Source organism: Microvirga sp. GCM10011540 (assembly GCF_042650665.1).
Taxonomy (GTDB): Bacteria; Pseudomonadota; Alphaproteobacteria; order Rhizobiales; family Beijerinckiaceae; genus Microvirga; species Microvirga lenta.
Map to the genome: position 1 here is coordinate 127,410 of NZ_JBHSBQ010000144.1, position 23,664 is coordinate 151,073.

Annotated in this window: 17 protein-coding genes; 7 read left to right on the plus strand and 10 right to left on the minus strand. The window is 67.1% G+C overall.

Annotated features, from left to right (window positions below; genetic code table 11):
- Positions 1 to 2: 2 nt before the first annotated feature.
- Together ACFOYU_RS25810 and ACFOYU_RS25815 are read left to right on the plus strand one after the other, a co-directional pair.
- Positions 3 to 1,115 carry a site-2 protease family protein gene (locus ACFOYU_RS25810; protein ID WP_226739690.1) on the plus strand — a complete coding sequence of 371 codons (1,113 nt, stop codon included), beginning with the start codon at positions 3 to 5 and terminating at the stop codon, positions 1,113 to 1,115.
- Positions 1,116 to 1,387: 272 nt separating this feature from the next.
- Positions 1,388 to 2,989 (plus strand): catalase, encoded by a 1,602-nt coding sequence (locus ACFOYU_RS25815; protein WP_226739692.1) that lies wholly within the window; start codon positions 1,388 to 1,390, stop codon positions 2,987 to 2,989.
- An 81-nt stretch (positions 2,990 to 3,070) separates the two neighbouring features.
- Here ACFOYU_RS25815 and ACFOYU_RS25820 read toward each other — a convergent pair whose 3' ends face one another.
- The 5 genes from ACFOYU_RS25820 to ACFOYU_RS25840 form a co-directional block, all read right to left on the minus strand.
- The gene (locus tag ACFOYU_RS25820) at positions 3,071 to 4,180 is read right to left on the minus strand and encodes a hypothetical protein (protein WP_377035741.1); all 1,110 of its coding nucleotides are present in this window, start codon (positions 4,178 to 4,180) and stop codon (positions 3,071 to 3,073) included.
- A 127-nt stretch (positions 4,181 to 4,307) separates the two neighbouring features.
- The gene (locus tag ACFOYU_RS25825) at positions 4,308 to 5,354 is read right to left on the minus strand and encodes a histone deacetylase family protein (RefSeq protein ID WP_377035742.1); all 1,047 of its coding nucleotides are present in this window, start codon (positions 5,352 to 5,354) and stop codon (positions 4,308 to 4,310) included.
- Between the two features lie 39 nt (positions 5,355 to 5,393).
- Positions 5,394 to 6,947 carry an acetolactate synthase large subunit gene (locus ACFOYU_RS25830; RefSeq protein ID WP_377035743.1) on the minus strand — a complete coding sequence of 518 codons (1,554 nt, stop codon included), beginning with the start codon at positions 6,945 to 6,947 and terminating at the stop codon, positions 5,394 to 5,396.
- Between the two features lie 96 nt (positions 6,948 to 7,043).
- Positions 7,044 to 8,372: an aspartate aminotransferase family protein gene (locus ACFOYU_RS25835; protein WP_377035767.1), complete on the minus strand. Its 1,329-nt coding sequence runs from the start codon at positions 8,370 to 8,372 to the stop codon at positions 7,044 to 7,046.
- A 5-nt stretch (positions 8,373 to 8,377) separates the two neighbouring features.
- Positions 8,378 to 9,427 carry a phosphotransferase gene (locus ACFOYU_RS25840; RefSeq protein ID WP_377035744.1) on the minus strand — a complete coding sequence of 350 codons (1,050 nt, stop codon included), beginning with the start codon at positions 9,425 to 9,427 and terminating at the stop codon, positions 8,378 to 8,380.
- A gap of 200 nt (positions 9,428 to 9,627) precedes the next feature.
- Between ACFOYU_RS25840 and ACFOYU_RS25845 the strand changes: the two genes are divergently transcribed.
- The 4 genes from ACFOYU_RS25845 to ACFOYU_RS25860 all read left to right on the plus strand — a co-directional run bounded on the left by ACFOYU_RS25845 (position 9,628) and on the right by ACFOYU_RS25860 (position 15,490).
- Positions 9,628 to 11,070, plus strand: a complete 1,443-nt coding sequence (locus tag ACFOYU_RS25845) for an aldehyde dehydrogenase family protein (protein WP_377035745.1) — start codon at positions 9,628 to 9,630, stop codon at positions 11,068 to 11,070.
- 144 nt (positions 11,071 to 11,214) lie between these two features.
- Positions 11,215 to 12,273 carry an SDR family oxidoreductase gene (locus ACFOYU_RS25850; protein WP_377035746.1) on the plus strand — a complete coding sequence of 353 codons (1,059 nt, stop codon included), beginning with the start codon at positions 11,215 to 11,217 and terminating at the stop codon, positions 12,271 to 12,273.
- Positions 12,270 to 14,126: a glycoside hydrolase family 15 protein gene (locus tag ACFOYU_RS25855; RefSeq protein WP_377035747.1), complete on the plus strand. Its 1,857-nt coding sequence runs from the start codon at positions 12,270 to 12,272 to the stop codon at positions 14,124 to 14,126. Before ACFOYU_RS25850 ends, ACFOYU_RS25855 begins: the two co-directional genes overlap by 4 nt.
- A 152-nt stretch (positions 14,127 to 14,278) precedes the next feature.
- On the plus strand, positions 14,279 to 15,490 hold the full coding sequence (locus ACFOYU_RS25860; protein WP_377035748.1) for an FAD-dependent monooxygenase: 1,212 nt from the start codon (positions 14,279 to 14,281) through the stop codon (positions 15,488 to 15,490).
- 14 nt (positions 15,491 to 15,504) lie between these two features.
- Here ACFOYU_RS25860 and ACFOYU_RS25865 read toward each other — a convergent pair whose 3' ends face one another.
- Both ACFOYU_RS25865 and ACFOYU_RS25870 read right to left on the minus strand, forming a co-directional pair.
- Entirely contained in the window at positions 15,505 to 16,509 is a 1,005-nt protein-coding gene (locus tag ACFOYU_RS25865) for a sensor histidine kinase (protein WP_377035749.1), read from the minus strand.
- 163 nt (positions 16,510 to 16,672) lie between these two features.
- A complete protein-coding gene (locus ACFOYU_RS25870) occupies positions 16,673 to 17,050 on the minus strand; it encodes a hypothetical protein (RefSeq protein WP_377035750.1) in 378 nt (125 codons plus the stop codon).
- Between the two features lie 390 nt (positions 17,051 to 17,440).
- Here ACFOYU_RS25870 and ACFOYU_RS25875 point away from each other — a divergent pair, with 390 nt between their 5' ends.
- Entirely contained in the window at positions 17,441 to 19,909 is a 2,469-nt protein-coding gene (locus ACFOYU_RS25875; protein ID WP_377035751.1) for an ATP-binding protein, read from the plus strand.
- A 6-nt stretch (positions 19,910 to 19,915) separates the two neighbouring features.
- Here ACFOYU_RS25875 and ACFOYU_RS25880 read toward each other — a convergent pair whose 3' ends face one another.
- The 3 genes from ACFOYU_RS25880 to ACFOYU_RS25890 all read right to left on the minus strand — a co-directional run bounded on the left by ACFOYU_RS25880 (position 19,916) and on the right by ACFOYU_RS25890 (position 23,630).
- Positions 19,916 to 21,415, minus strand: coding sequence for a TrkH family potassium uptake protein (locus ACFOYU_RS25880; RefSeq protein WP_377035752.1), 1,500 nt, complete (start codon positions 21,413 to 21,415; stop codon positions 19,916 to 19,918).
- A 7-nt stretch (positions 21,416 to 21,422) separates the two neighbouring features.
- Positions 21,423 to 22,805, minus strand: coding sequence for a Trk system potassium transporter TrkA (gene trkA / locus ACFOYU_RS25885; protein ID WP_226739718.1), 1,383 nt, complete (start codon positions 22,803 to 22,805; stop codon positions 21,423 to 21,425).
- A gap of 171 nt (positions 22,806 to 22,976) precedes the next feature.
- Positions 22,977 to 23,630, minus strand: a complete 654-nt coding sequence (locus ACFOYU_RS25890) for a helix-turn-helix transcriptional regulator (RefSeq protein ID WP_377035753.1) — start codon at positions 23,628 to 23,630, stop codon at positions 22,977 to 22,979.
- Between the last annotated feature and the right edge of the window lie 34 nt (positions 23,631 to 23,664).

A 23,664-nucleotide genomic window follows, 5' to 3' on the forward strand; every position in this document is an offset into this window, starting at 1 on the left:
GCATGGGATGGTCGATCCCCGTCGGCACGGTGAAGGGCACGGTCATCCGGATCCATTTCACCTTTATTCTCTTCCTCGTCTGGATCGCGGTGTCGCATTACGCGAGCGGCGGACGCCAGGCGGCCATCGAAGGCACGGCCTTCGTCATCCTCCTGTTCCTGTGCGTGCTGCTGCACGAGTTCGGCCATGTCTTCGCGGCCCGGCGCTACGGCGTGCAGACACCCGACATCACGCTGCTGCCCATCGGCGGCGTGGCGCGCCTGGAGCGCATCCCCGAGGAGCCGTCGCAGGAGTTGATTGTGGCTCTCGCCGGCCCTGCGGTGAACGTGGTGATCGCGGCCATCCTGTTCGCCGTGCTCGGCGGCTTCGTGCCCGCGGACAGCATGGACGTCCAGAACCCCGGCACGAGCATGGTGGCCCGCCTCGCGATGGTGAACGTGTTCCTGGTGGTGTTCAATCTCATCCCGGCCTTTCCCATGGACGGCGGGCGCGTGCTGCGCGCCATTCTGGCCTCGCGCCTGGGTTATCAACGCGGCACGCAGATTGCCGCATCGGTGGGACAGGTCGTGGCCTTTGGCCTCGGCCTGCTCGGCCTCATGGGCAACCCGCTCCTGATCTTCATCGCGATCTTCGTCTATCTCGGCGCGGCCGGGGAGGCCCACGCGGTCCAGATGCGTCAGGTGTCCCGCGGGATGCTGGTCGCGGACGCGATGATCACGAAGTTCGAGAGCCTGCGCCCCGGCAGCAGCGTCGAGGATGCGGTGCAGTGCCTGATCCACACCACCCAGCACGATTTTCCGGTGGTCGACGGCGCCGGGCACCTGCGCGGCGTCCTCACCCGCGACGACATGATCCGCGCCCTGCGCGAGCAAGGCCCTCAGACCTCGGTCATGGAAGTGATGCGCGCCGACATCCCTCTCGTTCACCACCGGCAGCCGCTGGAGAAGGCCCTGCAGATCATGCAGCAGTCCCGTGTTCCGGCCATCGGGGTGACCGACAGGGAGTCCCGGCTCGTGGGCCTGATCACGCCGGAGAACGTGGGAGAGATGATGATGGTCCTCGCGGCCAGTCCGCCGCGCCGCTCGCCCATGCCCTGGCAGCGCATCCCGAAATAGAAAAGCCCGGCACGCGTCCGGGATCTTCACGAAGGAACGAACTTCCACGCCGGACGCGGGAGGGAAATGATCACATCTTCTCCCGCTATATCGTTCCGGTGAGGAACGCCATGCATCCTGCCGGAGCGTCGCGCTTCGCGCACGCCGCGCGGATACGCCATGGCGAAGCTGAAACGTCTGGCCATCGGTGACGTTAACGCCATAGCCCCGGTCTGTTTCGGTCGACCGGGGCTATGCACATTGCCACAACCCACAAACGACAGGGGACTTCCATGGCCGACAAGCGCCCGACCCTCACCACCCGACAGGGACATCCGGTCTCTGACAATCAGAGCCTGCGCAGCGTGGGGGAGCGTGGACCAGCAACGCTCGAAAACTATCAGTTCATCGAAAAGATCACCCATTTCGACCGCGAGCGGATTCCCGAGCGCGTCGTCCATGCCCGCGGCACCGCCGCCCACGGCTATTTCGAAGCCTACGGCAAGATCGGCGACGAGCCCGCATCCAAGTACACCCGGGCCAAGGTGCTGACCCAGACCGGCGTGCGCACCCCCGTGTTCCTGCGCTTCTCCACCGTGATCGGCTCGAAGGATTCTCCCGAGACCGCCCGCGATCCGCGCGGCTTCGCGATCAAGTTCAAGACCGTCGACGGGAACTGGGACCTCGTGGGCAACAACCTGAAGGTCTTCTTCATTCGCGATGCGATCAAGTTTCCCGACATGATCCACGCCTTCAAGCCCGATCCGGTTTCGAACCGCCAGGAGCCGTGGCGCTTCTACGACTTCGTGATGCACCACCCCGAGGCGCTGCACATGGTGACCTGGGTGAAGAGCCCGTGGGGCATCCCGGCCGATTACCGGCACATGCAGGGTTCGAGCGTCAACACCTACAAGCTCGTCAACGACAGGGGCGAGGCGGTGCTGGTCAAGTTCTCGTTCGAGCCGAAGCTCGGCGTGAAGAATCTCACCAGCGAGCAGGCGGCCGAGATCCAGGGCCGGGACGTGGGCCATGCGACCCGCGACCTCTACGACGCCATCGAGCGCGGCGACTATCCCGAGTGGGAGATGTGCGTGCAGATCATGTCGGACGACGACCATCCGGAGCTCGACTTCGACCCGCTCGACGACACGAAGCGCTGGCCGGAGGATCAGTTCCCGCTGCTGCCGGTGGGCCGTCTCGTCCTCGACCGCAACCCCGACAACTTCTTCGCCGAGACGGAGCAATCGGCTTTCGGCACGGGCGTGCTGGTGGACGGCATCGACTTCTCCGACGACAAGATGCTGCAGGGCCGGACCCTGTCCTATTCGGACACGCAGCGCTACCGCGTCGGCCCCAACTATCTGCAGCTTCCGGTCAACGCCCCGCAGGAGCAGGCGCGGGCGCAGACGAACCAGCGGGACGGCCTCATGACCTTCTATGTCGACCGTGGCCCCGATCAGAGCAAGCACGTGAACTACGAGCCGAGCTCCATGGGCGGCCTGCGCGAGGCGCCGCGGCCCGCGAAGGACTACCACCAATGGGTCGAGGGCCATCTCGGCCGGTACCAGACCACGCGCACGGCCGACGACTACAAGCAGGCCGGCGACCGCTACCGCACCTTCGAGGATTGGGAGCGCGACGACCTGATCAACAACCTCGTGGCCGACATGAAGGAGTGCCCGGAGCACATCGCGCTCCGCATGGTCTGGCACTTCTGGCACTGCGACGAGGATTACGGCCGCCGTGTCGCCGAGGGCGCGGGCATCGACCTCAAGAAGGCGCTGGAACTGCCGCCGCTGGAAGGCAAGCCCGCCCCGGGCCAGAACCGTCCGGGCAGCACCTATACCAGCGGCAAGCGCGAAGGCTCCTCGCCGCGGACCGAGGCCGCCGAGTAAGGCGCGCCACGAATCCTGAAGCGCCGCGAGCCGGGCTCACGCCCGGCTCGTCCTGTTTCAGCCCGCCATACGCAGCAGGGGTCACTTCTTCGCGCAGATCGCGCGGGCGAACATGCCGCTCGGATTGTCGCTCGTGGAGAAGCAGTAGATGCCGACCTCGTCCATATCGATCCGGTCGCCGCGATTGCACGTGCCGTTCACGGGATACTCGTCCTCGGCGCAGCGGGCCACGCAGCGCCCCTGGGCCTCGCATTGCTGCACCAGCACCCGCAGGATCGTCCCGGCCGTTCCCGGCCTCCCCTCCGGCCCCGCCGGGCCGGGAGGCCCCGGAGGGCCTGCGGGTCCCGCCTGCCCGACAGGCCCGGGCGGTCCCGGAGGTCCCGCTGGGCCGGCAGGTCCGGCCTGACCGTCCGCTCCATCGGCGCCCGCCGGACCGGGCGGACCTTCGGGCCCGGGCTCTCCCCGGGGGCCCTGCAGGCCCTGCGGCCCCTGAGGACCCTGGTGCCCCGCCACGCCCTGCGGCCCCTGCGGGCCGGGCGGTCCCGGAGGCCCTTCGGGCCCCGCTTCGCCGGGAGGACCCGCCGGGCCGGACTGGCCGCCGGAGGCACCCTGTCCCGGCTCACCCGGAGGCCCGGGCGGCCCCGGAGGTCCGGCCGGTCCTGCTGGCCCCTGCGGGCCCGGGGCGCCGTCGCGTCCGGCCACTCCCTGAGGACCCTGAGGTCCCGGCGGACCGGCCTGGCCCTGCGGCCCTTCCGGTCCGGGAGGTCCGCTGGGTCCCGTCGGCCCCTGAGGTCCCGGCTCTCCTTGGGGTCCTGGCGGGCCCGGAGGCCCGGGAGGACCGTCCGCCCCCGCGACGGGCTGCGGAGCCTCCGCGGCGGCGGTCTGGGGTCCTTCCGGACCGCGCTGTCCGCAGAAGCCGACGACCACGTCCCGCTGCTCGTCGTCCGCCTGCAGGGTCACGACGCAGTCATCAGGATGGTAGGCGAGCCGAAAGACGAAGCGCCCGTTCGCCTCGGTTCTCGTCTGATGGTTCTGATCGAGGGTGACGGCGGTCTGGCGGGGCCTGCTCAACCGTCCGACGACGCGCAGCTCCCCGCCCGTGATCATGGCCTGATCGACGATGATGTCGGCACTGGCCGGCGTGCAGGTGAAAGCGAATACGGATCCCGCCAACAGACGCTTGATCATCATGCCCCTCGCGCAAGCTGTGCCTTGAAGCGTCTCTCCCTCGTGCGGGGGCGTCAATTAACTAAGAAGGGTAGAACGTTCGGCTACCACCAACGCACTCACGCGGTAGCCGAAAGGATCCGACCCGTCCTCACCCCGCCAGCAGGCCGTCGAGGAACTGCCCCAGGCAATCGCCGATGACGGAGACCTGATAGCCGCCTTCCTGCACCACCACGGTGGGAAGCCCGATGGAGCGGATGCGCGCGCCGATCCCGCGGAATGCCGCCGTCGAGACATCGAGGAGGCCGATGGGATCCTCCCGATGGCTGTCATAGCCCAGGGCCACCACCAGGGCCTCCGCACCGAAGGCCTGAATGGTCTCGAGGCCGCGCTCGACGGCCTGGAACATGGCATCGTCGCGGGATTTCGGCTGGAGCGGAATGTTCAGGTTGAAGCCCTCGCCTTCGCCGTGGCCGCGCTCATGGGCATAGCCGGTGAAGAAGGGATAATAGGAGTTCGGATCCACATGGATCGACACGGTCAGCACATCGGCGCGGCGATAGAAGATCTCCTGCGTGCCGTCGCCGTGATGCGCATCCACATCCAGAACGGCCACCCGGCCGAAGCGCGAGCGCAGGTGCTGGGCGGCGATGGCCGAGTTGTTGAGATAGCAGAAGCCGTTCGCCTGATCGGCGCGGGCATGGTGCCCCGACGGGCGGCACAGCGCATAGACCGCGCCCGCGCCTTCGACCACCGCGTCCGCCGCGGCCATGGCCGTGTGGCTGGACCTCAGCGAAGAGCGCCAGGTGTTCGGACCGACGGGCACGGAAAGCCCGCCGAGATAATACCCCGCCTGCGCCACCACGGATTGCGACGGGCATGGCGGCCGGTGCGGCCAGTCGGGCCGCCCGCTCCAATAGGGCGCCACATTGGGCAGCACCTCGATTCCGGCATTCGGAATCTGGCGCCAGCGCTCGTAGGCCGTGGCGAGGAATTGCAGGTAGTGTTCCGCATGAACCGTCAGGGCGGGACCGAGCTCGTAATCCTCGGGCTGCTCCGGCTGCAAGCCGCGTGCCGACAGGGCACGAAGCAACGCATCCACCCGGTTCGGACGGTCCTGCGGATCGACGATCCTGCCGACCTGCATGAATTGCTGCGGATCGTGCAGGTGCTGATCGGGATGGAAGAAGACGCGCATCGGACAGGCTCCCGTCAAGAATTTCGTAAAGTCGGATCGTTAAAGGACGGCCTCGATCAGGAACGGGCCGCGGCGCGAGAGCGCACCTTCGAGGAGCCTCACGAACTCCTCCACCGTGGTGGCGCGTCCCGCCTCCACGCCCATGCCCCTGGCCATCGTCACCCAGTCGAGCGCCGGCTCGTCGATGGTGAGCATGCGCTCCGCGTTGCGGCCGAACCGGTTGACGCCGACATTGCGCATCTCTCCCTGGAGAATGGCATAGGCGCGGTTGGAGAAGACGATGGTGACCACGTCGAGATTCTCGCGCGCCTGGGTCCACAAGCCCTGGATCGTGTACATGCCGCTGCCGTCCGCCTGGAGGCCGATCACCTTGCGGTCGGGGCAGGCCACTGCGGCGCCGGCGGCCATGGGGATGCCGATGCCGATGGCGCCGCCCGTGAGCTGCAGGTAATCGTGCGGCGCCGCCTGCTGCGACAGAGCGAAGAACCGCCGCCCCGAGGTGACGGATTCATCGCAGACGATCGCGTTTTCCGGAATGAGACGCGCGACGGCGAGCGAAATCGCGTCCTGCGTCAGCGGGCCGGTCGGAAGGGCCTCGTCGATCGTGCCGGGCCGGACGACGGGGGCAGGCGCGCCGGGCTTCACTCCGAGCTCGTCGGCGAGCCAGGCGAGCGCCGTCTTGAGATCGCCGCCCATCCGCGCGAGCTCCACCACCCGGCAATCGTCGCGAACGAGACGCCCGGGCTTGCCGGGATAGGCGAAGAACGCCACCGGCACCTTCGCGCCGACGACGATGAGGACATCGATGTCGCGGAGCGCCTCCACGGCCTGATCGACCGGGTACGGCACCTTGGTGACGGGTACGCGGCCCACGCCGCGCTCGATGCGCCCGTTGGAGGTCTGCGCCATGAGCCGGACGCCCGTGGCTTCGGCGATCCGCCCCGCGATTTCCAGCGCATCGGCGCGCAAAGCCCGCCCGCTCATGAAGAGCGCCGCGCGGCGCCCGGAGCGGACGGCATCCGCCGCGGCCCTGACCGCCTCCGCTGCGACGGGCTGCGGGTCCGGAACGACCGCGCGGGAGATCGGCTTGTCCGACGCCTCGCCCCAGGCGGCATCGGCGGGCAGGATCAGGGTCGTCACCCCGGGCAGCGACATGGCCGCCGCGTAGGCTGCCGCCGTGTCGGGACCGACGCTCTCCGCATCCGCGATGCGCCGGACCCAGTGGGACATGGGCCGGGCGAGGCTCTCGATGTCGCTGGTCAGCGGCGCATCGTGCTGCAGATGGTAGCTGGCATGGTCGCCGACCACGTTGATCATCGGCGTGAAGGCCCGGCGCGCATTGTGGAGATTGGCCAGACCGTTGGCGAGGCCGGGCCCCAGATGCAGGAGGGTGGCGGCGGGCTTGTCCGCCATGCGGGCATAGCCATCCGCCGCCGCCGTCACCACGCCTTCGAAGAGACCGAGCACGCAGCGCATGCGCGGCTTGCGGTCGAGGGCCGCCACGAAATGCATCTCCGAAGTGCCGGGATTGGCGAAACAGACATCCACGTCGTTCGCAAGCAGCACGTCGCACAGGCGGTCGGCACCGTTCATCGATTTTTCCGTCTTTCGTCCGTTGGCTGAAGGTTCGCGGGAGAGCTTATCCCGCTGCGGCGTCGAAGCTCCAGAAGGGATTCCCTGCACAGGTCCTCATCCACCGCCCATTTCGGCTCGAAGGATATCGTCCATGGCCGAGAGGAACAGGTCGGCGTTCTCGGTCGAGAAGACGAGCGGAGGGCGGATCTTGAGGATATTCGCCGCAGGACCCGTGGCGCTGATGAGGATCTGCCGCTCCCGCAGGGCGTTGACGAGCCGCGCGGTCTCCTCCGTCGCAGGCTCCTTCGTCGGGCGGTCGCGCACCAGCTCGACGCCGATGAAGAGACCCGCGCCACGCACATCGCCGATGACCGGACAGCGTTGCGCCAGCGCCCGAAGGCCGTCACGCAGGTAGTCGCCCACGGGGCGGGCATTCTCGACGAGCCCCTCCTCCTCGATTACCTCGAGCACCGCCATGCCGACGGCGGCGGAGACGGGATTGCCGCCGAAGGTGTTGAAATAGCGGGTGCGCTGTCCGAACTCGGCCAGCACGTCCGGCCGCGCCACCATGCCGGCGACGGGATGGCCGTTGCCCATGGGCTTGCCGAGGGTGACGATGTCGGGCACGAGGCCATGGCGTTCGAAGCCCCACATCTGCCCGCCCGTGCGGCCGAAGCCGGGCTGCACCTCGTCGGCGATGAACAATCCGCCTGCCTCGCGGATCGCCGCGGCGGCAGGAGCCAGGAACCCAGGCGGATCGGCATAGACGCCGTCGCTGGAGAAGATCGTGTCCACCAGAAGCGCCGCCGGTCTGATGCCGCTCGCCGCCATGTCGGCGACGGCGGCGCGGACTTGGCGGGCGAAGACCTCGCCCACATCGTCGCCGTTGCCCCGGTAGGCATCGGGCGCGGGCACCGTGCGGACGTGCTCGCCCAATGTCATCGAGCGGCCGAGCGAGGGTGAGAGTTCCGCCGTCGCGGCCGTGGTGCCGTGATAGGCGAGCCGCGTCACGATCACCCCCGTGCCGCCCGTGTGGGTTTTCGCGACGCGCAGGGCGAGGTCGTTCGCCTCGCTGCCCGTGCAGGTGAACATCACGTTGGAGAGCTCTGCCGGAAAATATCCGAGGAGCTTTTCCGCGTAGTCCAGGATCGTGTCGTGCAGATAGCGCGTGTGGGTGTTGAGGATCGCCGCCTGTCGCGACAGGGCCGCCACCACATGGGGGTGGCCGTGCCCGACGGAGGCGACGTTGTTGTACATGTCGAGATAGGCCCGCCCGTCCGGATCGTAGAGCCACACGCCCTCCCCTCGCACCACATGGACCGGGTTGGCATAGAAGAGCCGGTAGGCCGGGCCGAGCAGGCGCTGCCTCCGGGCGATCATCTCCTTCTCGCGCAGGGCCACGCCGGCATCCTCGCCCGCGTCATAGGCGTTGATCATCGACACGTCGGTCATTCCCCTCGGCAGACGTTGTGCAGATAGGCGCGGGCCTCCTCGCGGGAGAGGCCCGAGAGCCTCTCCAGTCCGGCCCAGGCCTTCGGATTGTTGCGCAGAATATAGTCCCGGTTCTCGGGATAGCGCGCGGCGCGCCAGCCGCTGATCGCCACCGTCAGCACCATACGCGTCGCCAGGAGGTCGAACAGGATGTCGATCTCCTCCGGCGCCAGCGGGAGCACCGCATGGTAGCCCGCCAGCATTTCGCCGGGCCCCTCCAGCGGATGCCCTGCCTCGTTCAGCTGATACGCGGCCGCCACGGCGAGGTCGTTCACCAAAGGCGCGTGAACCGCATCGCCGAAATCGATGATGCCGGCGATCTCGTCGGTTGCGTCGGGAGGCACCAGAACGTTGTGCGGGTTCATGTCGTTGTGGATCACCTGAGCGCGCAGGCCCGGCATCGCCGGCAGGGCATGACGCTCGAAGGCGTCGAGAAAGCGTGCGGCGAGCGCACGCCGCCCTTCGTCCGCGATGTGAACGAGCAGGTGGCGCACGCGGCTTGCGTGCTTCAGGTCCCACATCAGCTCGTGGCCGGAAGCGGGATGCGAGAAGCCCTGCAGCGCCCGGTCGAGCCGGGCGAGGCATGTTCCGAGATTGCGCTGCTGCGCGGCGCTGCGGGAGGCCCGGTGGAGGGGTTGCCCTTCGAGATAGGTGAGAATGCGCAGGATGCGCGGCGGCTCGCCGGACCGCGTCAGGACCACCTCCGCCTCGCCCGCCTTCGTTCGCAGGACCCGCGGCACCGGCAGCGATGCGTCCCTGCTCTCGATGTGCAGCAGCGCCTGCGTCTGGAAGCGGGTGACCTCCGGGTCCTCGGCCGGATTGCCGACCTTCAGCACGAAGTGGCGACCGTCTCCGGTCCGGAGGTGGAAGTTGCTGTCCCGCTCGCCCTTGAGCTCCACGGCCACCGCGTCGAGGCCGTAGAACGCGGCGGCGAGCCGCCGGGCTTCCCCGGCAGGAATGTCCGGCGCGGCCGTGGCGAGAAGCGGATCGATATTCTGTTGCGACATTATGATCGGCAGGCTTTCGTCGTTTCCCGACCTTAGCCCATACCTTGCCGCATGTCCGCACCATGCGCGAAGAATATCGCCGGGACCGTTCCGCCGCCCTATCTCGACCATTCCCGGGTTTTCCCTTGGCCCCGGATGTGGAATACGAAGCTGAACGATCCCGCACCTTGCAGCACGACCTCAAAGGACCAGGCCAGACCATGAACGAGCATCTCTCCTTCTACATCGACGGCAAATGGGTGCAGCCGGAAGGCCGCCAGACCCTCGACGTCATCAATCCGGCCACGGAAGAGCCTTTTGCGCGCATCGCCCTCGGCACGGCCGCCGACGTGGACAGCGCGGTCGCCGCGGCCAAGCGCGCCTTCCCGTCCTATTCCCGCACGAGCCGCAAGGAGCGCCTGGATCTCCTCGGCTCCGTCCTCGACGCCTACAAGAAGCGCATCGACGACATCGCCGAGGCGATCTCTCAGGAGATGGGCGCCCCCATGACCCTGGCGAAGCAGGCCCAGGCCGCGGCCGGCGTCGGCCATATCAGCCGGGGCATCGAGGTCCTGAAGACCATGGAATTCGAGGAGCTCATCAACAACACCCTCGTGGTGCGCGAGCCCATCGGCGTCGTGGGCCTCATCACCCCCTGGAACTGGCCGCTCAACCAGATCACCTGCAAGGTGGCGCCCGCCCTCGGAACCGGCTGCACCATGGTGCTCAAGCCCAGCGAAGTCTCGCCGATTTCCGCCATCGTCTTCGCGGAGATCATGCACGAGGCGGGGGTGCCTGCGGGCGTGTTCAACCTCGTCAACGGCGACGGACCGACGGTCGGCGCGGCGATCTCGAGCCACCCCGACATCGACATGGTGTCCTTCACCGGCTCCACCCGTGCGGGCATCCTCGTCGCCAAGGCGGCGGCCGACACGGTGAAGCGCGTCCATCAGGAGCTCGGCGGCAAGTCGCCCAACATCATCCTCGACGATGCCGATTTCGAAGCGGCGATCACGCACGGGGCCAAGGGCTGCTTCAACAATAGCGGCCAGTCCTGCAACGCTCCGACGCGCCTGCTCGTGCCGCGCGCCCGGCAGGACGAGGTGGCGGCCATCGCCAAGCGGATCGCGGAGGCGACCATCGTGGGCGACCCGCGCTCGGCGGACACGGTCATCGGCCCCGTGGTGAGCGAAGTGCAGTTCAACCGGATCCAGGACCTCATCGATGCGGGCATCAAGGAAGGTGCCCGGCTGGTGACCGGCGGCCTCGGCCGTCCGGAAGGCCTGAACCGGGGCTACTACGTGCGGCCCACGGTCTTTGCCGATGTGACGAACGACATGCGCATCGCGCGCGAGGAGATCTTCGGCCCCGTGCTGTCGATCCTGCCCTACGAGTCGGAGGAGGAGGCGATCTCCATCGCCAACGACACGATCTACGGCCTGTCGAGCTATGTGACCTCGGGCGATCCCGAGCGGGCGCGCCGCATCGCCCGGGAGATCCGCGCCGGCATGGTGCACATCAACGGCTCCAGGGGCGACAACGCCGCGCCGTTCGGCGGCTACAAGCAGTCCGGCAACGGCCGCGAATGGGGCCGCTACGGCTTCGAGGACTACCTCGAGGTCAAGTCCATGTTCGGCTATCAGAGCGCCGGACAGGCGGCCTGAACCGGGACCGCAGGTCGATTCGGATCAGACCGGCAGGGAGGCGACCTCCCTGCCGGTCTTTCTCTTTCTGGAGGACTAAAGTCTTTGAACTTTCAGCGTCCTTTCGAATTTCAAAAGGAGTGAACTCGAGCCGGAGACGCGGATTTGTACGGAATCGGACAGAACCTGGAGAACCGAGTCGCGGTGGTGACCGGCGCATCCGCCGGCGTGGGCCGGGCCACGGCCATCGCGCTGGCCGAAGCCGGCGTCCATGTGGGCGTCATCGCCCGCCACGAGGAAGGCCTCGCCGAGGTCGCCCGCCTTGTGGAGAGCCACGGCGTGAGATGCGCTCCCGTCTCCTGCGACGTCGCGGATGCGGAGGGCATGATCGCCGCAGCCGACCGGATCTCCGAAGCCCTGGGGCCGATCGACATCTGGGTGAATTGCGCGATGGCCACGGTGTTCGCGCGCTTCGAGGACATCGCACCCGACGAATATGCGCGCGTGACGAATGTCTGCTATCTCGGCATGGTCAACGGCACGCGCGCGGCCCTCAGGCACATGCGCCCGCGCGACCGGGGCCTCATCCTCCAGGTCGGCTCCGCCCTCGCCTATCGGTCGATCCCCCTGCAGAGCCCCTATTGCGGCGCCAAGCACGCCATCGTCGGCTTCACCGACTCGCTCAGGAGCGAACTGCTCAAGGAGAAGAGCTCCATCACCATCACCGCCGTGCATCTGCCGGCGGTGAACACGCCGCAATTCGCCTGGGGGCGGGCGCATGTCGACTACGAGCCGCGTCCCGCCGGCACGCCCGTCGCACCGGAGGTGGCGGGCGAGGCCATCGTCTCTGCCATCCGCAACCCGCGCCGGGATTACTGGCTCGGATTGCAGACGGCGCAGGCCATCCTCGGCGGAATGGTGGCGCCGGGCCTGCTCGACCGCTTCCTGGCCTGGACGGCCTATGAGGGACAGTTCGGCCCGGACCGCCTCGACGAGGACCGTCCGGACAATCTCTTCACGCCGGTCGGAAGCGTGGATCGTGAGCGCGGGCCCTATGCGGATGAGGAGAAGGGTTCGGCCGTGCTCGTCTCCGGCGCGGCGGCCCGCTTCGCCCTGGCCGGCGTCGTGGTGGGCGCGCTCGTCGGGGCAGGCTTCGCGCTCCGCGCCGGCGCCCGGAACGGGAACCGTCTCCCTCGCCCGCCGGCGAGGCGCGCGATGAGATGAGGCCGGACAAGCGCTCCTACCGCCCGATCGAGGATTACGCGCTGATCGGCAACGGCTTCGGCTCCGCGCTGGTCGCGCGGGACGGCTCCATCGACTGGTGCTGCCTGACGCGGTTCGATGCTCCTCCCGTCTTTTCGCGCCTGCTCGACCGGATCCGCGGGGGCTTCTTCCAGATCGTGCCTGAGGAGCCGCACGAGGTCTCGCGCGCCTATCTTCCCAGCACCAACATTCTCGAAACGACGTTCAAGACATCGGGCGGCACGGCGAAGCTGACGGACTTCATGCTGATGCCGCATGACGGTTCGCCCAGGCCCCTCCTCGTGCGCCTCGTATCCGGCCTCGCGGGAGAGATTGCCCTGCGCGCGGTCTATCGTCCCCATGCCGGCTTCGCCCAGACCTTCCCGCCTCTTGCCGTCGACGGGGAAAAGGTGAGCGCCCCCGGATGCCCGGCATTCCTCTCGGATACCCCGTTCGCGGAGAAGGATGGAGCCGCCTGCGCGAGGCTGCATGTACACGAGGGCAGCGAGCATGTGTTCTGCCTCTTCGACGAGGACGCGTCCGAAATCTCGTGCCCCTCCGCGTCGGAGTTGCTCCAGCACGCCCGCACGCGCTGGTCCGACTGGGTGCAGGATGCAAACTATGCCGGCCCGCTCGAACAGGAGCTGATCCGCAGCGCGCTGGTTCTCAAGGCCCTGACTTACCAGCCGACGGGCGCGATGGTCGCGGCGCCGACCACCTCTCTTCCGGAAGTGGTCGGCGGCGTGAGGAACTGGGATTACCGCTTCTGCTGGCTGCGCGATTCCTGCCTGGCCTTCTATGCACTCAAGAAATTCGGCTATGTGGCGGAGGCCGGCGATTTCTTCTCCTTCATCAACGACATCGCGCATCGCCGGGAGGTGAGCCTGAAGCCGCTCTATCCGGTGGACGGCGTTGCCGACATGCACGAGAAGGTCGTCGATCATTTTGAGGGCTGGCAGGGAAGCGCTCCGGTCCGCGTCGGCAACAAGGCCTCGGAGCAGCACCAGATCGACACCTACGGTCAGGTGCTCGACCTCATGTACATGCACGTCCGCCTCGGCGGAGCCCTCGACGACAAAACCAAGATCACCGGAACTTGCCTCGCCGACCATGTGGCGCGGGAATGGCGCAAGCCCGACAACGGCTTGTGGGAGCCGCGCCTCGAACCTAAGCGCTATCTGCATGCCGCGATCATGAACTGGGCGGCTCTCGACCGCGCCATCGCGCTCTTCGGCGAGAAGAGGGAATGGTGCGAGGCCCGCACCGCGATCGAGAAGGACATCAAGACCGAAGGAGTTCACCCCGAGCACGGCTACCTGACCCAGGCTTTCGGGGAGGATGCGGTGGATGCGTCCGTGCTCGTTGCGCCCATGGTCGGATTCCCCGTCGATCATGACGTCTTCGCACGCACCGTCGACACCGTGATCGAGCAGTTGGCCCGCGGGCCGCTGGTCTACCGCTATCTCAACGACGACGGTCTGCCGGGACACGAAGGAACCTTCCTGCTCTGCGCCTTCTGGTTGGTCGACGCCCTGGCATGGCTGGACAGGGGAGAAGAGGCGGCGCGGCGCTTCGAGGATCTGCGGAAGCTTGCGAACGATGTCGGCCTCTATCCCGAGGAGATCGCCGAGGATGGCCGCTTTCTCGGCAATTTCCCGCAGGCTTTCAGCCATCTGGGATTCCTGCACTCCGCCCTGGTGCTGGATCTCTACCGGGAGGGCGGACCGGAGGCCCTGCGGGGCACCTATGCCGACCGCACCCTGCGCGAGACGCGGCACCGGCAAGCACCCCGCATCGGCGGCAATGACGGGGGCGCGGCGGAAATGCGCCGCTGAACGCGGAAAACAGGCCCGATCTGGGGCGCAGCTTCCCGCGTCTTTTGCAAGTCTCTCGAAAGTCCCACGCCTTACCCATTTGGGAGCATGTCAAAGTGCGGCAGCCTCCCGTACGCTCACCCCTTCCGGAAGCGGGAAGAGCGGGCACGCCCATGAAAATCGCATGCGTCGGAGCGGGACCGGCGGGTCTCTATTTCGCGATCCTGATGAAGCTGCGCGACCCGCGCCACGAGATCACCGTCTACGAGCGTAACCCGGAAGGGGTGACCCATGGATGGGGTGTCGTGTTCTGGGACGATCTCGTCGCCGATCTGCGGGCGAACGACCCCGTGACGGCGCAGGCGATTCTCGACCGCTCCTTCGGGTGGATCGATCAGGTCGTCGACGTGAAGGGCAGCAGGCCGGCGCGCGGCGGTGGAACGGGGTTCGGCATCTGTCGCCGGACATTGCTCGCCATCCTGCGGGAGCGTGCGACGGATCTCGGCGTCGAGATCCTGTTCGAGCACGAGATCGCGGAGGGGGCCCAACTGCCGGATGCGGACGTGATCGTGGCCGCCGACGGCGTCGGCAGTCAGGTCCGGCGCCTGCGCATGGACCGGTTCAGGACCAGGATCGATCTGGGCCGCAACAAATACGTGTGGCTCGGCACGCCGCGGGTGTTCGAGGCCTTCACCTTCGGCCTCGTGCCGACGCAGGCCGGCTGGATCTGGTTCCACGCCTATGGCTACAGCAAGGACATGAGCACCTTCATCGTCGAGTGCTCGCCGGAAACATGGAAGGGCCTGGGCTTCGACCGGCGGAACTCCGCCCAGAGCCTCACGCTCCTCGAGAATCTCTTCGAGGACCATCTCAACGGCCATCGTCTGCTCAGCCATTCCGACAGCCAGGAAAGCCTGCCCTGGCTCAACTTCCGCAACATGACGAACGAGAAGTGGCACGCGGACAACATCGCGCTCCTGGGCGATGCGGCGCACACCACGCACTTCTCCATCGGCTCGGGTACACGGCTGGCGATTCAGGATGCGATTGCGCTGGCCGCTAACCTGCATGGACACGAGGACGTGCAGACCGCCCTCGCCGCCTATGAGCAGGAACGGCAGCTCGCCATGCTGCGCCCGCAGCGGGAGGCACGCCTCAGCGCGGCATGGTTCGAGAACATCCCGCGCTATGCCCATCTCGCGCCGCCGCAGTTGTTCGCGCTGCTGCTGGACCGCCGGTCCCGTCTGGTCTCGCGCATTCCCCCGAAGCTGTACTACCGCCTCCATTGGGCGAAGCGCATCCCGCCCGTCCGAATGCTCTATCGCTGGGCGGCGTTGGGGGTCGAACAGCTCGCAGGGCTGCATCGCCGGCTGTCGCATTCGTAAGCTGCCGACAGGCGCTAGGCGGCAGGAGCGTCGATGGTGCAGATCAATCCGGTGGGAGCGAAATCGACCTGCACCCTGCCGCCGAGAGCCTGTGCCAGGCTTCGCTCGATCAGCCGGGTCCCGAATCCTCGCGTCTTCGGCGGCTCCACCGCCGGGCCGCCCTTCTCCTCCCATCGCAGCGACAGGCGGGGCGGTTCCACGTCGTGAGCGACCGACCAGGTCAGGAAGATGCGGCCCGTATCGTTTGACAGCGCGCCGTATTTCACCGCATTGGTCGCCAGCTCGTGCAGCGCCATCGCCAGATCGAGGGCCACGCGAGGCGACAACCTCACATCCGGCCCCTGAATGTGGAACCGCCCCTCTCCAGGCACCTGGAAGGGTCCGATTGCATTCGCGACGATCTCGCGCAGGGACGCCCCATCCCAGCTCTGACGGGTCAGCACATCATGGGCCCGCGACAGCGCGATCATGCGCTGCTCGATGGCGGCGCGCGCCTCGGGTGGCGTCGGTGCGGTGCGGAGCGTCTGGGACACGATCGACTGGACTGTGGCGAGTGTGTTCTTCACCCGGTGGTTCAGCTCGTGCAGCAGAAGCTGCTGGTGTTCGGCCGCACGCACCCGATCCGTCACGTCGCTGCCCTCGATGAAGATGCCCGTGACGTTTCCATCGGCGCCGATGATGGGCTGGTAAACGAAATCGACGAAGACATCCTCCGCAGGCGCATCGGGACGCCTCTGGATCTTCATGGCCACTTCCCGGCCCACAAAGGGCATCCCCGTCGCGTAGACCTGATCGAGCAGCTCGAAGAAACCCTGCCCTGCCAGTTCGGGCTTCGCCTCGCGCACGGGCTTTCCGATGAGATCGCGGTTGCCGGAGAACTGGAGGAAGGCCGCATTGGCGAGTTCGAACACGTGATCGGGCCCGCGCATGACGGCCATGAAGCCCGGCGCCTGCCGGAAGAGATCGGCAAGGCGCTCCTTCTCCTGCCGGAGAGTGGCCTTGGTGATGGTTTTGTCCATGCTGTTCATGAGGTCCAGCCGCCCGGGTCATGCGTCTCTTCGGTTACGAGACTTTAGGCATGCTCCACCGGACAGACGCTGCCGGACTCAGTGTAACTGATCCAATTAATGTCAGAAACGGACCGAAAAGGATGATGGCCGAGCCGGCCTCATCCAGCCCCGATCAAGGGCTGCGCCGTCTCAGCACGGGGCCGGGGCTGTAGACGGGGTGCCGGATGCTCCTGCGCAGATCGACCACGGCATCCTGCAGAATGTCGATCGCAGCGATGGCCTGCGCCCTTGCCTTGGCGATCGTCGCAAGATTGCGCTCGGCGAAGCGGTCGGCCACCTGTGCCAGGCGCAAGCATCGCGCTTCGATGGCGGCCCTCGCCTCCTCCAGGCGGGGATTGAGGTCGTCCCAAGCGATGACGGCATCGCACACGCTCAGAACGTCCTCGGTCAGATTCTCGTCGGGATAGAGCCCCGTGTAGCGGCGAACCCGGGCGCGCGCGTCATCCAGCATGATTCGGATTTCTTCGCGCAACACCCTGTCGTCGCCCATGGTACGATCCTCCAGATAGCAAAGCGGCATCCTCGCCGGAAACGACGAGAATCGGACAGGGCTCTTCGAGCCCGGACGCTCACGCATTGCCGTGCGTTCCGAAACGGTTCCATGACAGAACCGCGCTGTACAGCCCCTCGCCGGAACGTGCGATCCGGCACGGGAGGAGCATGACGCATACGACGGCGCAACCACTCTAGATCAGCCGGCTCTGCGTCGGCAACTCCGGATGAAGTTGCGGTTGCTCTTGTCATCGCCGCCGCCGCCCTATTCTATCTCGTCACGCCCGGCAGCCGGTGCCGGCCCTCGAGACTATGTGAGCACCGCTTGTCCCATCCAACGTCGTCGCGACCCCAACCTACGCCCCCGTCTCTCAAGTCCCTGAGGCTGATGGCCGTTGCGGCGGTCCTGGTTCCGCTCGCCCTGTTCCTCGTCGCCGCCTGGGAGAGCCGGAGCCAGCGCTTTCAGGAGGCGGAGCAGCTGGTCCACCGCACAGTCGACGTTCTGCGCGAACACGCCGGAAGAGTCTTCGAGACCCAATCCCTGGTCCTGGACCGGGTGGACGAGCGAATCCGCGGAATGAGCTGGTCCGAAATCGCCGCCTCGGAAGAGCTCCACCGGGACCTGCGCGCCATCGACGGAAAGCTCGATCAGGTGGACAATGTCTGGTTGATCGATCCCGAAGCGCGGGGACGGGCCAGCAGCAACTTCTTTCCGGCTCCGGCCAGCTCCTATGTCCCCGACCGCGACTACTTCGTCGCCCTCAAGCAAAAGGACGAGGGCATCTATATCGGACAGTCGTATCCCGGGCGCTCGAATCCCGGCAGCGTGTTCTTCAACATTGCGCGGCGCCGCTCGACCCCCGACGGCTCGTTCGACGGAATCATCGTCACGTCGCTTCAGCCGAGCTATTTCGCGGCTTTCTACCGTCCTCTCATCTCCGCGCCCAAGGACACGACATCCCTGATCCGCGGCGACGGCACGGTGCTGGCCAGGGGGCCCGAGTCCCTTTCGCATTCTTCCGTCCTGAGTCAGGACAGCGCATTCATGCGCGCCATCCGGAACGGCAGTCACGGCCTCTACCGCACCGTCTCCCAGGTGGACGGAGTGGAGCGGATCTACGCGTTCCGCAAGCTCGACCCGTACCCGCTTTACGTAACATTCGGGCATCCCGTGAGCGCCATTCTCGCGAGGTGGCACAAGGACCTGATGCTCTACGGCGGGGTGACAGCCGCCGCGCTGTTCGCGCTCCTCGGCGTCACCGCCGTCGCCATGCGCCGCGCGCGGCACGAGCGTCAGGTCTTCGTCCGCTGGCGCGAGAGCGAGGCGCGCTACGAGGCCCTGTTCCAGCAATCGCCCACGGGCCTGCTGCTTTCCACGGTCAGGGATGACGGCTCCTTCGCCTTCGAGGAGATCAACCCGGCCCTGTGCCGCACATTGGGCGTCGCCCCCGAGGCCATCATCGGCCGGGCACCGCGCGACGCATTCCCGGGGGAACTCGGCAGCACCATTCAGGATGCCTATGCGCGCTGCGTCTCGCGCAGGGAGCCCGTCGAATACGAGGCGAGCGGCGAAGGCTTCGATGGCCCGTTCACGCGGCGCGTGATCGTGATCCCGATCATGGATGCGCAGGGGCGGGTGCGAAAGCTGCTCGGCACCTCGATGGACATCACCCAGACCCGCCAGCTCGAGGAGCAGGTGCGCCAGATGCAGAAGATCGAAGCGGTGGGCCAGCTCACGGGCGGCGTGGCGCACGACTTCAACAACCTTCTGATGGCCGTGATCGGCAATCTCGACCTGCTGCGCAAACGCATTCCGGAGGATCCTCGCGCCCAGCGATATCTGGACGGGGCCCTTCAGGGCGCGCAGCGCGGCGCCGCCCTCACACAGCGTCTGCTCGCCTTCGCCCGACGGCAGGATCTGCAGGCACGTGCGGTCGATGTGGCGACACTCGTGGAGGGCATCAAGGATCTGCTGGAGCGTTCGCTCGGTCCGCGCGTGAAGGTCCGCTATTCCCTCCCGTCGGGTCTTTCCCCCGCGAAGATCGACCCGAACCAGCTCGAGCTGGCGCTGCTCAATCTCGCCGTCAATGCCCGCGATGCAATGCCCATGGGCGGCTCGCTGTCGGTGGAACTCGACGAGGTCGCGGTTGCGGATGCCCGGATCGAGGGCCTGCAGTCCGGCCGCTATCTCTGCCTGCGGGTCACCGATACCGGGACGGGCATGGACGAGGAAACGCTCAGGCGGGCCGTCGAGCCCTTCTTCTCGACCAAGGGCGTCGGCAAGGGCACCGGCCTCGGCCTCTCCATGGTCTACGGCCTTGCCGCGCAATCGGGCGGCGCCTTGCGCCTGTCGAGCGCTCTTGGGAAAGGCACGACCGCGGAGTTGTGGCTGCCGGTGACGGAGGCGGCCATGGAGGCGCCACGACGCACCGCCTCCGCCGTTCCGGCCGCCGCTCCTTCGACGATTCTTCTCGTCGACGACGACGCTCTCATCCTGATGAGCACGGCCAGCATGCTCGAGGATCTGGGGCATACCGTGATCGAGACCGAGTCGGGAACCAAGGCATTGGAGATGCTCAGGGCGGGTCCGCCTGTCGATCTTCTGCTGACCGACTATGCCATGCCGGGAATGACCGGGCTCGAACTCGCCCGTGCCGCGCTGGTGCTTCGGCCAGACCTCAAGATCCTTCTCGCGACCGGGTATGCCGACCTGCCGGAGGGTGCAACCCTCGATCTTCCCCGGCTGCCCAAGCCCTACACCCAGGACCAGCTCGCCGCACAGATCGGAGCCCTGGTCGGGCCGCAGGATTCCTCCTCGAAGGTCGTTTCCCTTCAAGAGTGGCGCAGCGCCGAATAGCGCGGATCATCCGCGCCAGAAATGCGGGAAGAACAGGATCAGCACCGTGAAAAGTTCGAGCCGGCCCAGCAGCATCGCGAAGGACAGGATCCATTTCGCGGAATCCGGAACGGTGGCGAAATTGCCCGCCGGGCCGATGATGGGGCCAAGCCCGGGCCCCACATTCGCCAGTGCGGTCACCGCCGCGCTGGCACTGGTGAGGAAATCGAGGTCGAGCGCCATCAGCATGATCGTGACGGCGCTGTAGCAGATGAAGAAGAAAGCGAAGAAGACGACGACCGAGGCCACCACGTCGTCGGGCAGCACGCGCCCGGCATAGACGCGCTGGAAGACGCCTCGCGGGTAGATGAGATGCCGCACATGCGAGCGCAGGAGCGTCGCCATCACCTCGAAACGGAAGATCTTGATGCCGCCGGCCGTCGAGCCCGTGCAACCACCCACGAAGGTCAGGCCGAAGAAGATCCCCACCGCCACGTTGCCCCACAGGCTGTAATCCGTCGTCGCGAACCCGGTCGTGGTGACCACCGAAACCACGTTGAAGGCCGCCTGACGGAAGGCCTCCTCGATTCCGTAGCGGCCGTTCGCGATCAGCCAGATCGCAAGACCGAAGATCACGATGCCGAGGAGAGCGAGCAGGCTGCGGACCTGGCTGTCGCGCAAGCTGTCGCGCTCGCCCTGCAGCATCCGGACATAGAGCACGAACGGAATGCCGCCGCAGAGCATGAACACCGTGCAGATCCATTGGGCCGCGGGACCGAACTTGCCCATGGAGCTGTCCGAGGTGGAATAGCCGCCGGTCGACAGCGTCGTGAGCCCGTGCACGAGCGCCTCGAACGGCGTCATTCCGGCAAGCCAGTAGAGGAAGCCGCAGGTGACGGTGAGACCGACATAGACGAGGCCGATGGCGGTTGCGATCTCGCGCACGCGGGGCATGACCTTTTCGGAACGATCCGAGGATTCCGTGCGGAAAAGCTGCATGCCGCCGACCCCGAGCGCCGGGAGGATGGCGATGGCCGTCGCGACGATGCCGATGCCGCCCATCCATTGCAGCAGCGCGCGCCACAGGAGAATGCCGGGAGGGGCGGCGTCGAGCCCCACGATCACCGTGGAGCCCGTGGTGGTGAGGCCCGACATGGACTCGAAGAACGCGTTCGTGAAACTGTCCTTCAGCTGCGCATAATCCGAGAAATAGAGCGGCATGGCTCCGAACAGCGCAATGGTGGACCATGCGAGCGGCGTGAGAACGAAGGACTGGCGCAGGGTAAGTCCGCCCGAGAGCTGGCAGCGGGCGCCGTAGAGGAGCCCGGCACCGCAGGCGAAGGTCAGGCCGCTCGACACGAAGAAGGCCAGCCAATCGGGATTGCGCGCAATCAGGTCGGCGATCATCGGCGGCAGCATGGCGGTCGAGAGCGCGACCAGCATACCGCCGATCAGATAGAGCACCGGACGCAGCTTCGGCGGCGACCAGGTTCGGAAGACGGAATTCACGGGAAGCGGGCGTGACATACGGGCCTCAACCTTCGGCCCGCGTGGTGCCGAGCATCGCCTCGGCCCGGCGCAGGACCCGGTAGGTCACCATGGCGATGACCCGGTCGCCGGGAAGGACCCGCGACTCGCCGGTCGGAATGATCACTTCGTTGCTGCGCACGATGGCGCCGATCAGCATTCCTTCCGGCAACCCGATCTCGCGCAGCGTTCCCTGCACGAGTGGCGCGCCGGGCTGCGCCACGGCCTCGATCACCTCGCCGAAATCCTCGCGCAGGGTGTAGAGCGCCGCAACCGAGCGATGCCGCACATGGCGCAGGATGCTGGAAATGGTGATGGCGTTGGGGCTGACCACCGCGTCGATCCCGAGAGCCGGCAGGACAGGCTCGTAGGAAGTCTTGTTGACCAGCGTCACGGCGCGCGGGCAGCCCTCGTGCTTGGCCAGGACTGACGTGAAGATGTTGGTCTCGTCGTCGTTGGTCACGGCGACGACCGTCTCGGCGGCGCTCACATTCGCCTCGGCGAGCACCTCCTTGTCGAGCGCGTCCCCGTGCAGGACGACCGCCATGTCCCCGAGTTCCCGGGCCAGGAACTCCGCCCTCTCGCGGGAATGCTCGACCACCTTCAGGGACAGGCCCGGCGCCTTGGCCGCGAGGCGCTTGGCAAGGTTGAGGCCCACATTGCCGCCGCCGATGATCACGATGCGGCGGGCCACCTGCTCCGTATGCCCGAACAGCCGCATCACGTCCTCGACCCGGCGGGGCTCGCTCACCACGTAGACGTCGTCGCCACGCTCGATCCGGTCGTGTCCCCGCGGCACGAAGCCCTGCCCGCCGCGCACCACCGCCACCACCACGAAGCCCGGCTCCGCCCCCATGGCGGGAAGGTCGCTCAGGCGGCGCCCCGCCATGGCGCAATTGCCCGAATTGCAGTGGATGCCGAGGAGCTGCACCCGCCCGTCCGCCAGCGAGACGGTATCGAACGCCCCGGGGGTCCTGAGACGCCGCACGATGCCGTTCGCCACCTCCACCTCGGGGGAGATGATGACGTCGATGGGCATCTGGTCGCTGGCATAGAGCCCCTGCCAGATCGGCTCCAGATAGCCGTGATAGCGCACCCGGGCGATGCGGCGGCGGACCTTGAACAGGGAATAGGCGACCTGGCAGGCCACCATGTTGACCTCGTCCGAGCGGGTGACCGCGATCAGCATGTCGGCATCGCGGGCGCCTGCGCGCTCGAGCACCTCGGGATGCGAGGCGTGCCCCACCATGCCGCGCACGTCGTAGGACTCGTCGACGCGCCGTGCCTGTTCCGGAGAGATGTCGAGCACGGTGACGTCGATGCCTTCGGTGGCGAGATGGCGTGCAATGGTCGAGCCGACCTGGCCGGCACCGCACACGATCACCCTCATGCTGCCTCCCCTCGCTGGATTCCGGTCGGAGCGCCCATGGCGACGAACTCCCGGCACGTCCGGAATGTATCTCGATACGAAGATGCACGGGAAAGGATCATGTTCCCTTTTCCCGTCCGTGCCCGCGAAGGTCAAGCTTGGAAGCCGGAGCGTAGAGCCTCCGGCGCCTTGTCAGGCTGGCTTCGTCCCTGTGGAAAGCGTCCGTTCCACGTCCTTCGAGATGACCGCGAGCCGGGTCATGAGGCCGACGAGCTCGGCCTGCCGCTTCGTTCCGGTCTTGGCGAAGACCGCCTTGATCTGTGCGCGGATCGTGCCGACGCTCACGCCCGCCTCCTTCGCAATCTCCTGAACCGTAAGGCCGCACATGAGCCGGGTGGCCACCCGGGCCTCTTTCCTGGTCAGGCCGAAGAGCTGCTGGAGAAGGACAGGCGACGGCTCGGGGCACGTCTCGGGGTCGACAAGGACGGCGACCCGCGCGGCTCCCTCGAAGACCGGCCGCATGTCGCCAGCGATGTCGACGATCCGCAGGATCAGGGGTCTTCTGTCGATTCGGCCCAGGCCGAGGGCACTCCTTGCCTCGGAGGCGCCGTCCCGGTGCTCCCTGAGGATGTTCTGCAGCACCTTGTCGGATGCGGGATCGCTCGCCGCCAGGCCACCTGCCTTGATGTGCAACCCTGCCCCGAAATGCTGCTTCGCCAAGCGGTTGAAGTGAAGGATCTGCAGATCGGGGCCGATCACGAGAGTGCCGAAGCCCAGCGCATCGAAGATGCGACCGAAGCAATCCAAGGTCGATGCCGCGACCGGGGCAGAGCGCGTATTTGACATGTGACGGGCCAAGCTTGGCCGACAACTGCCGGTT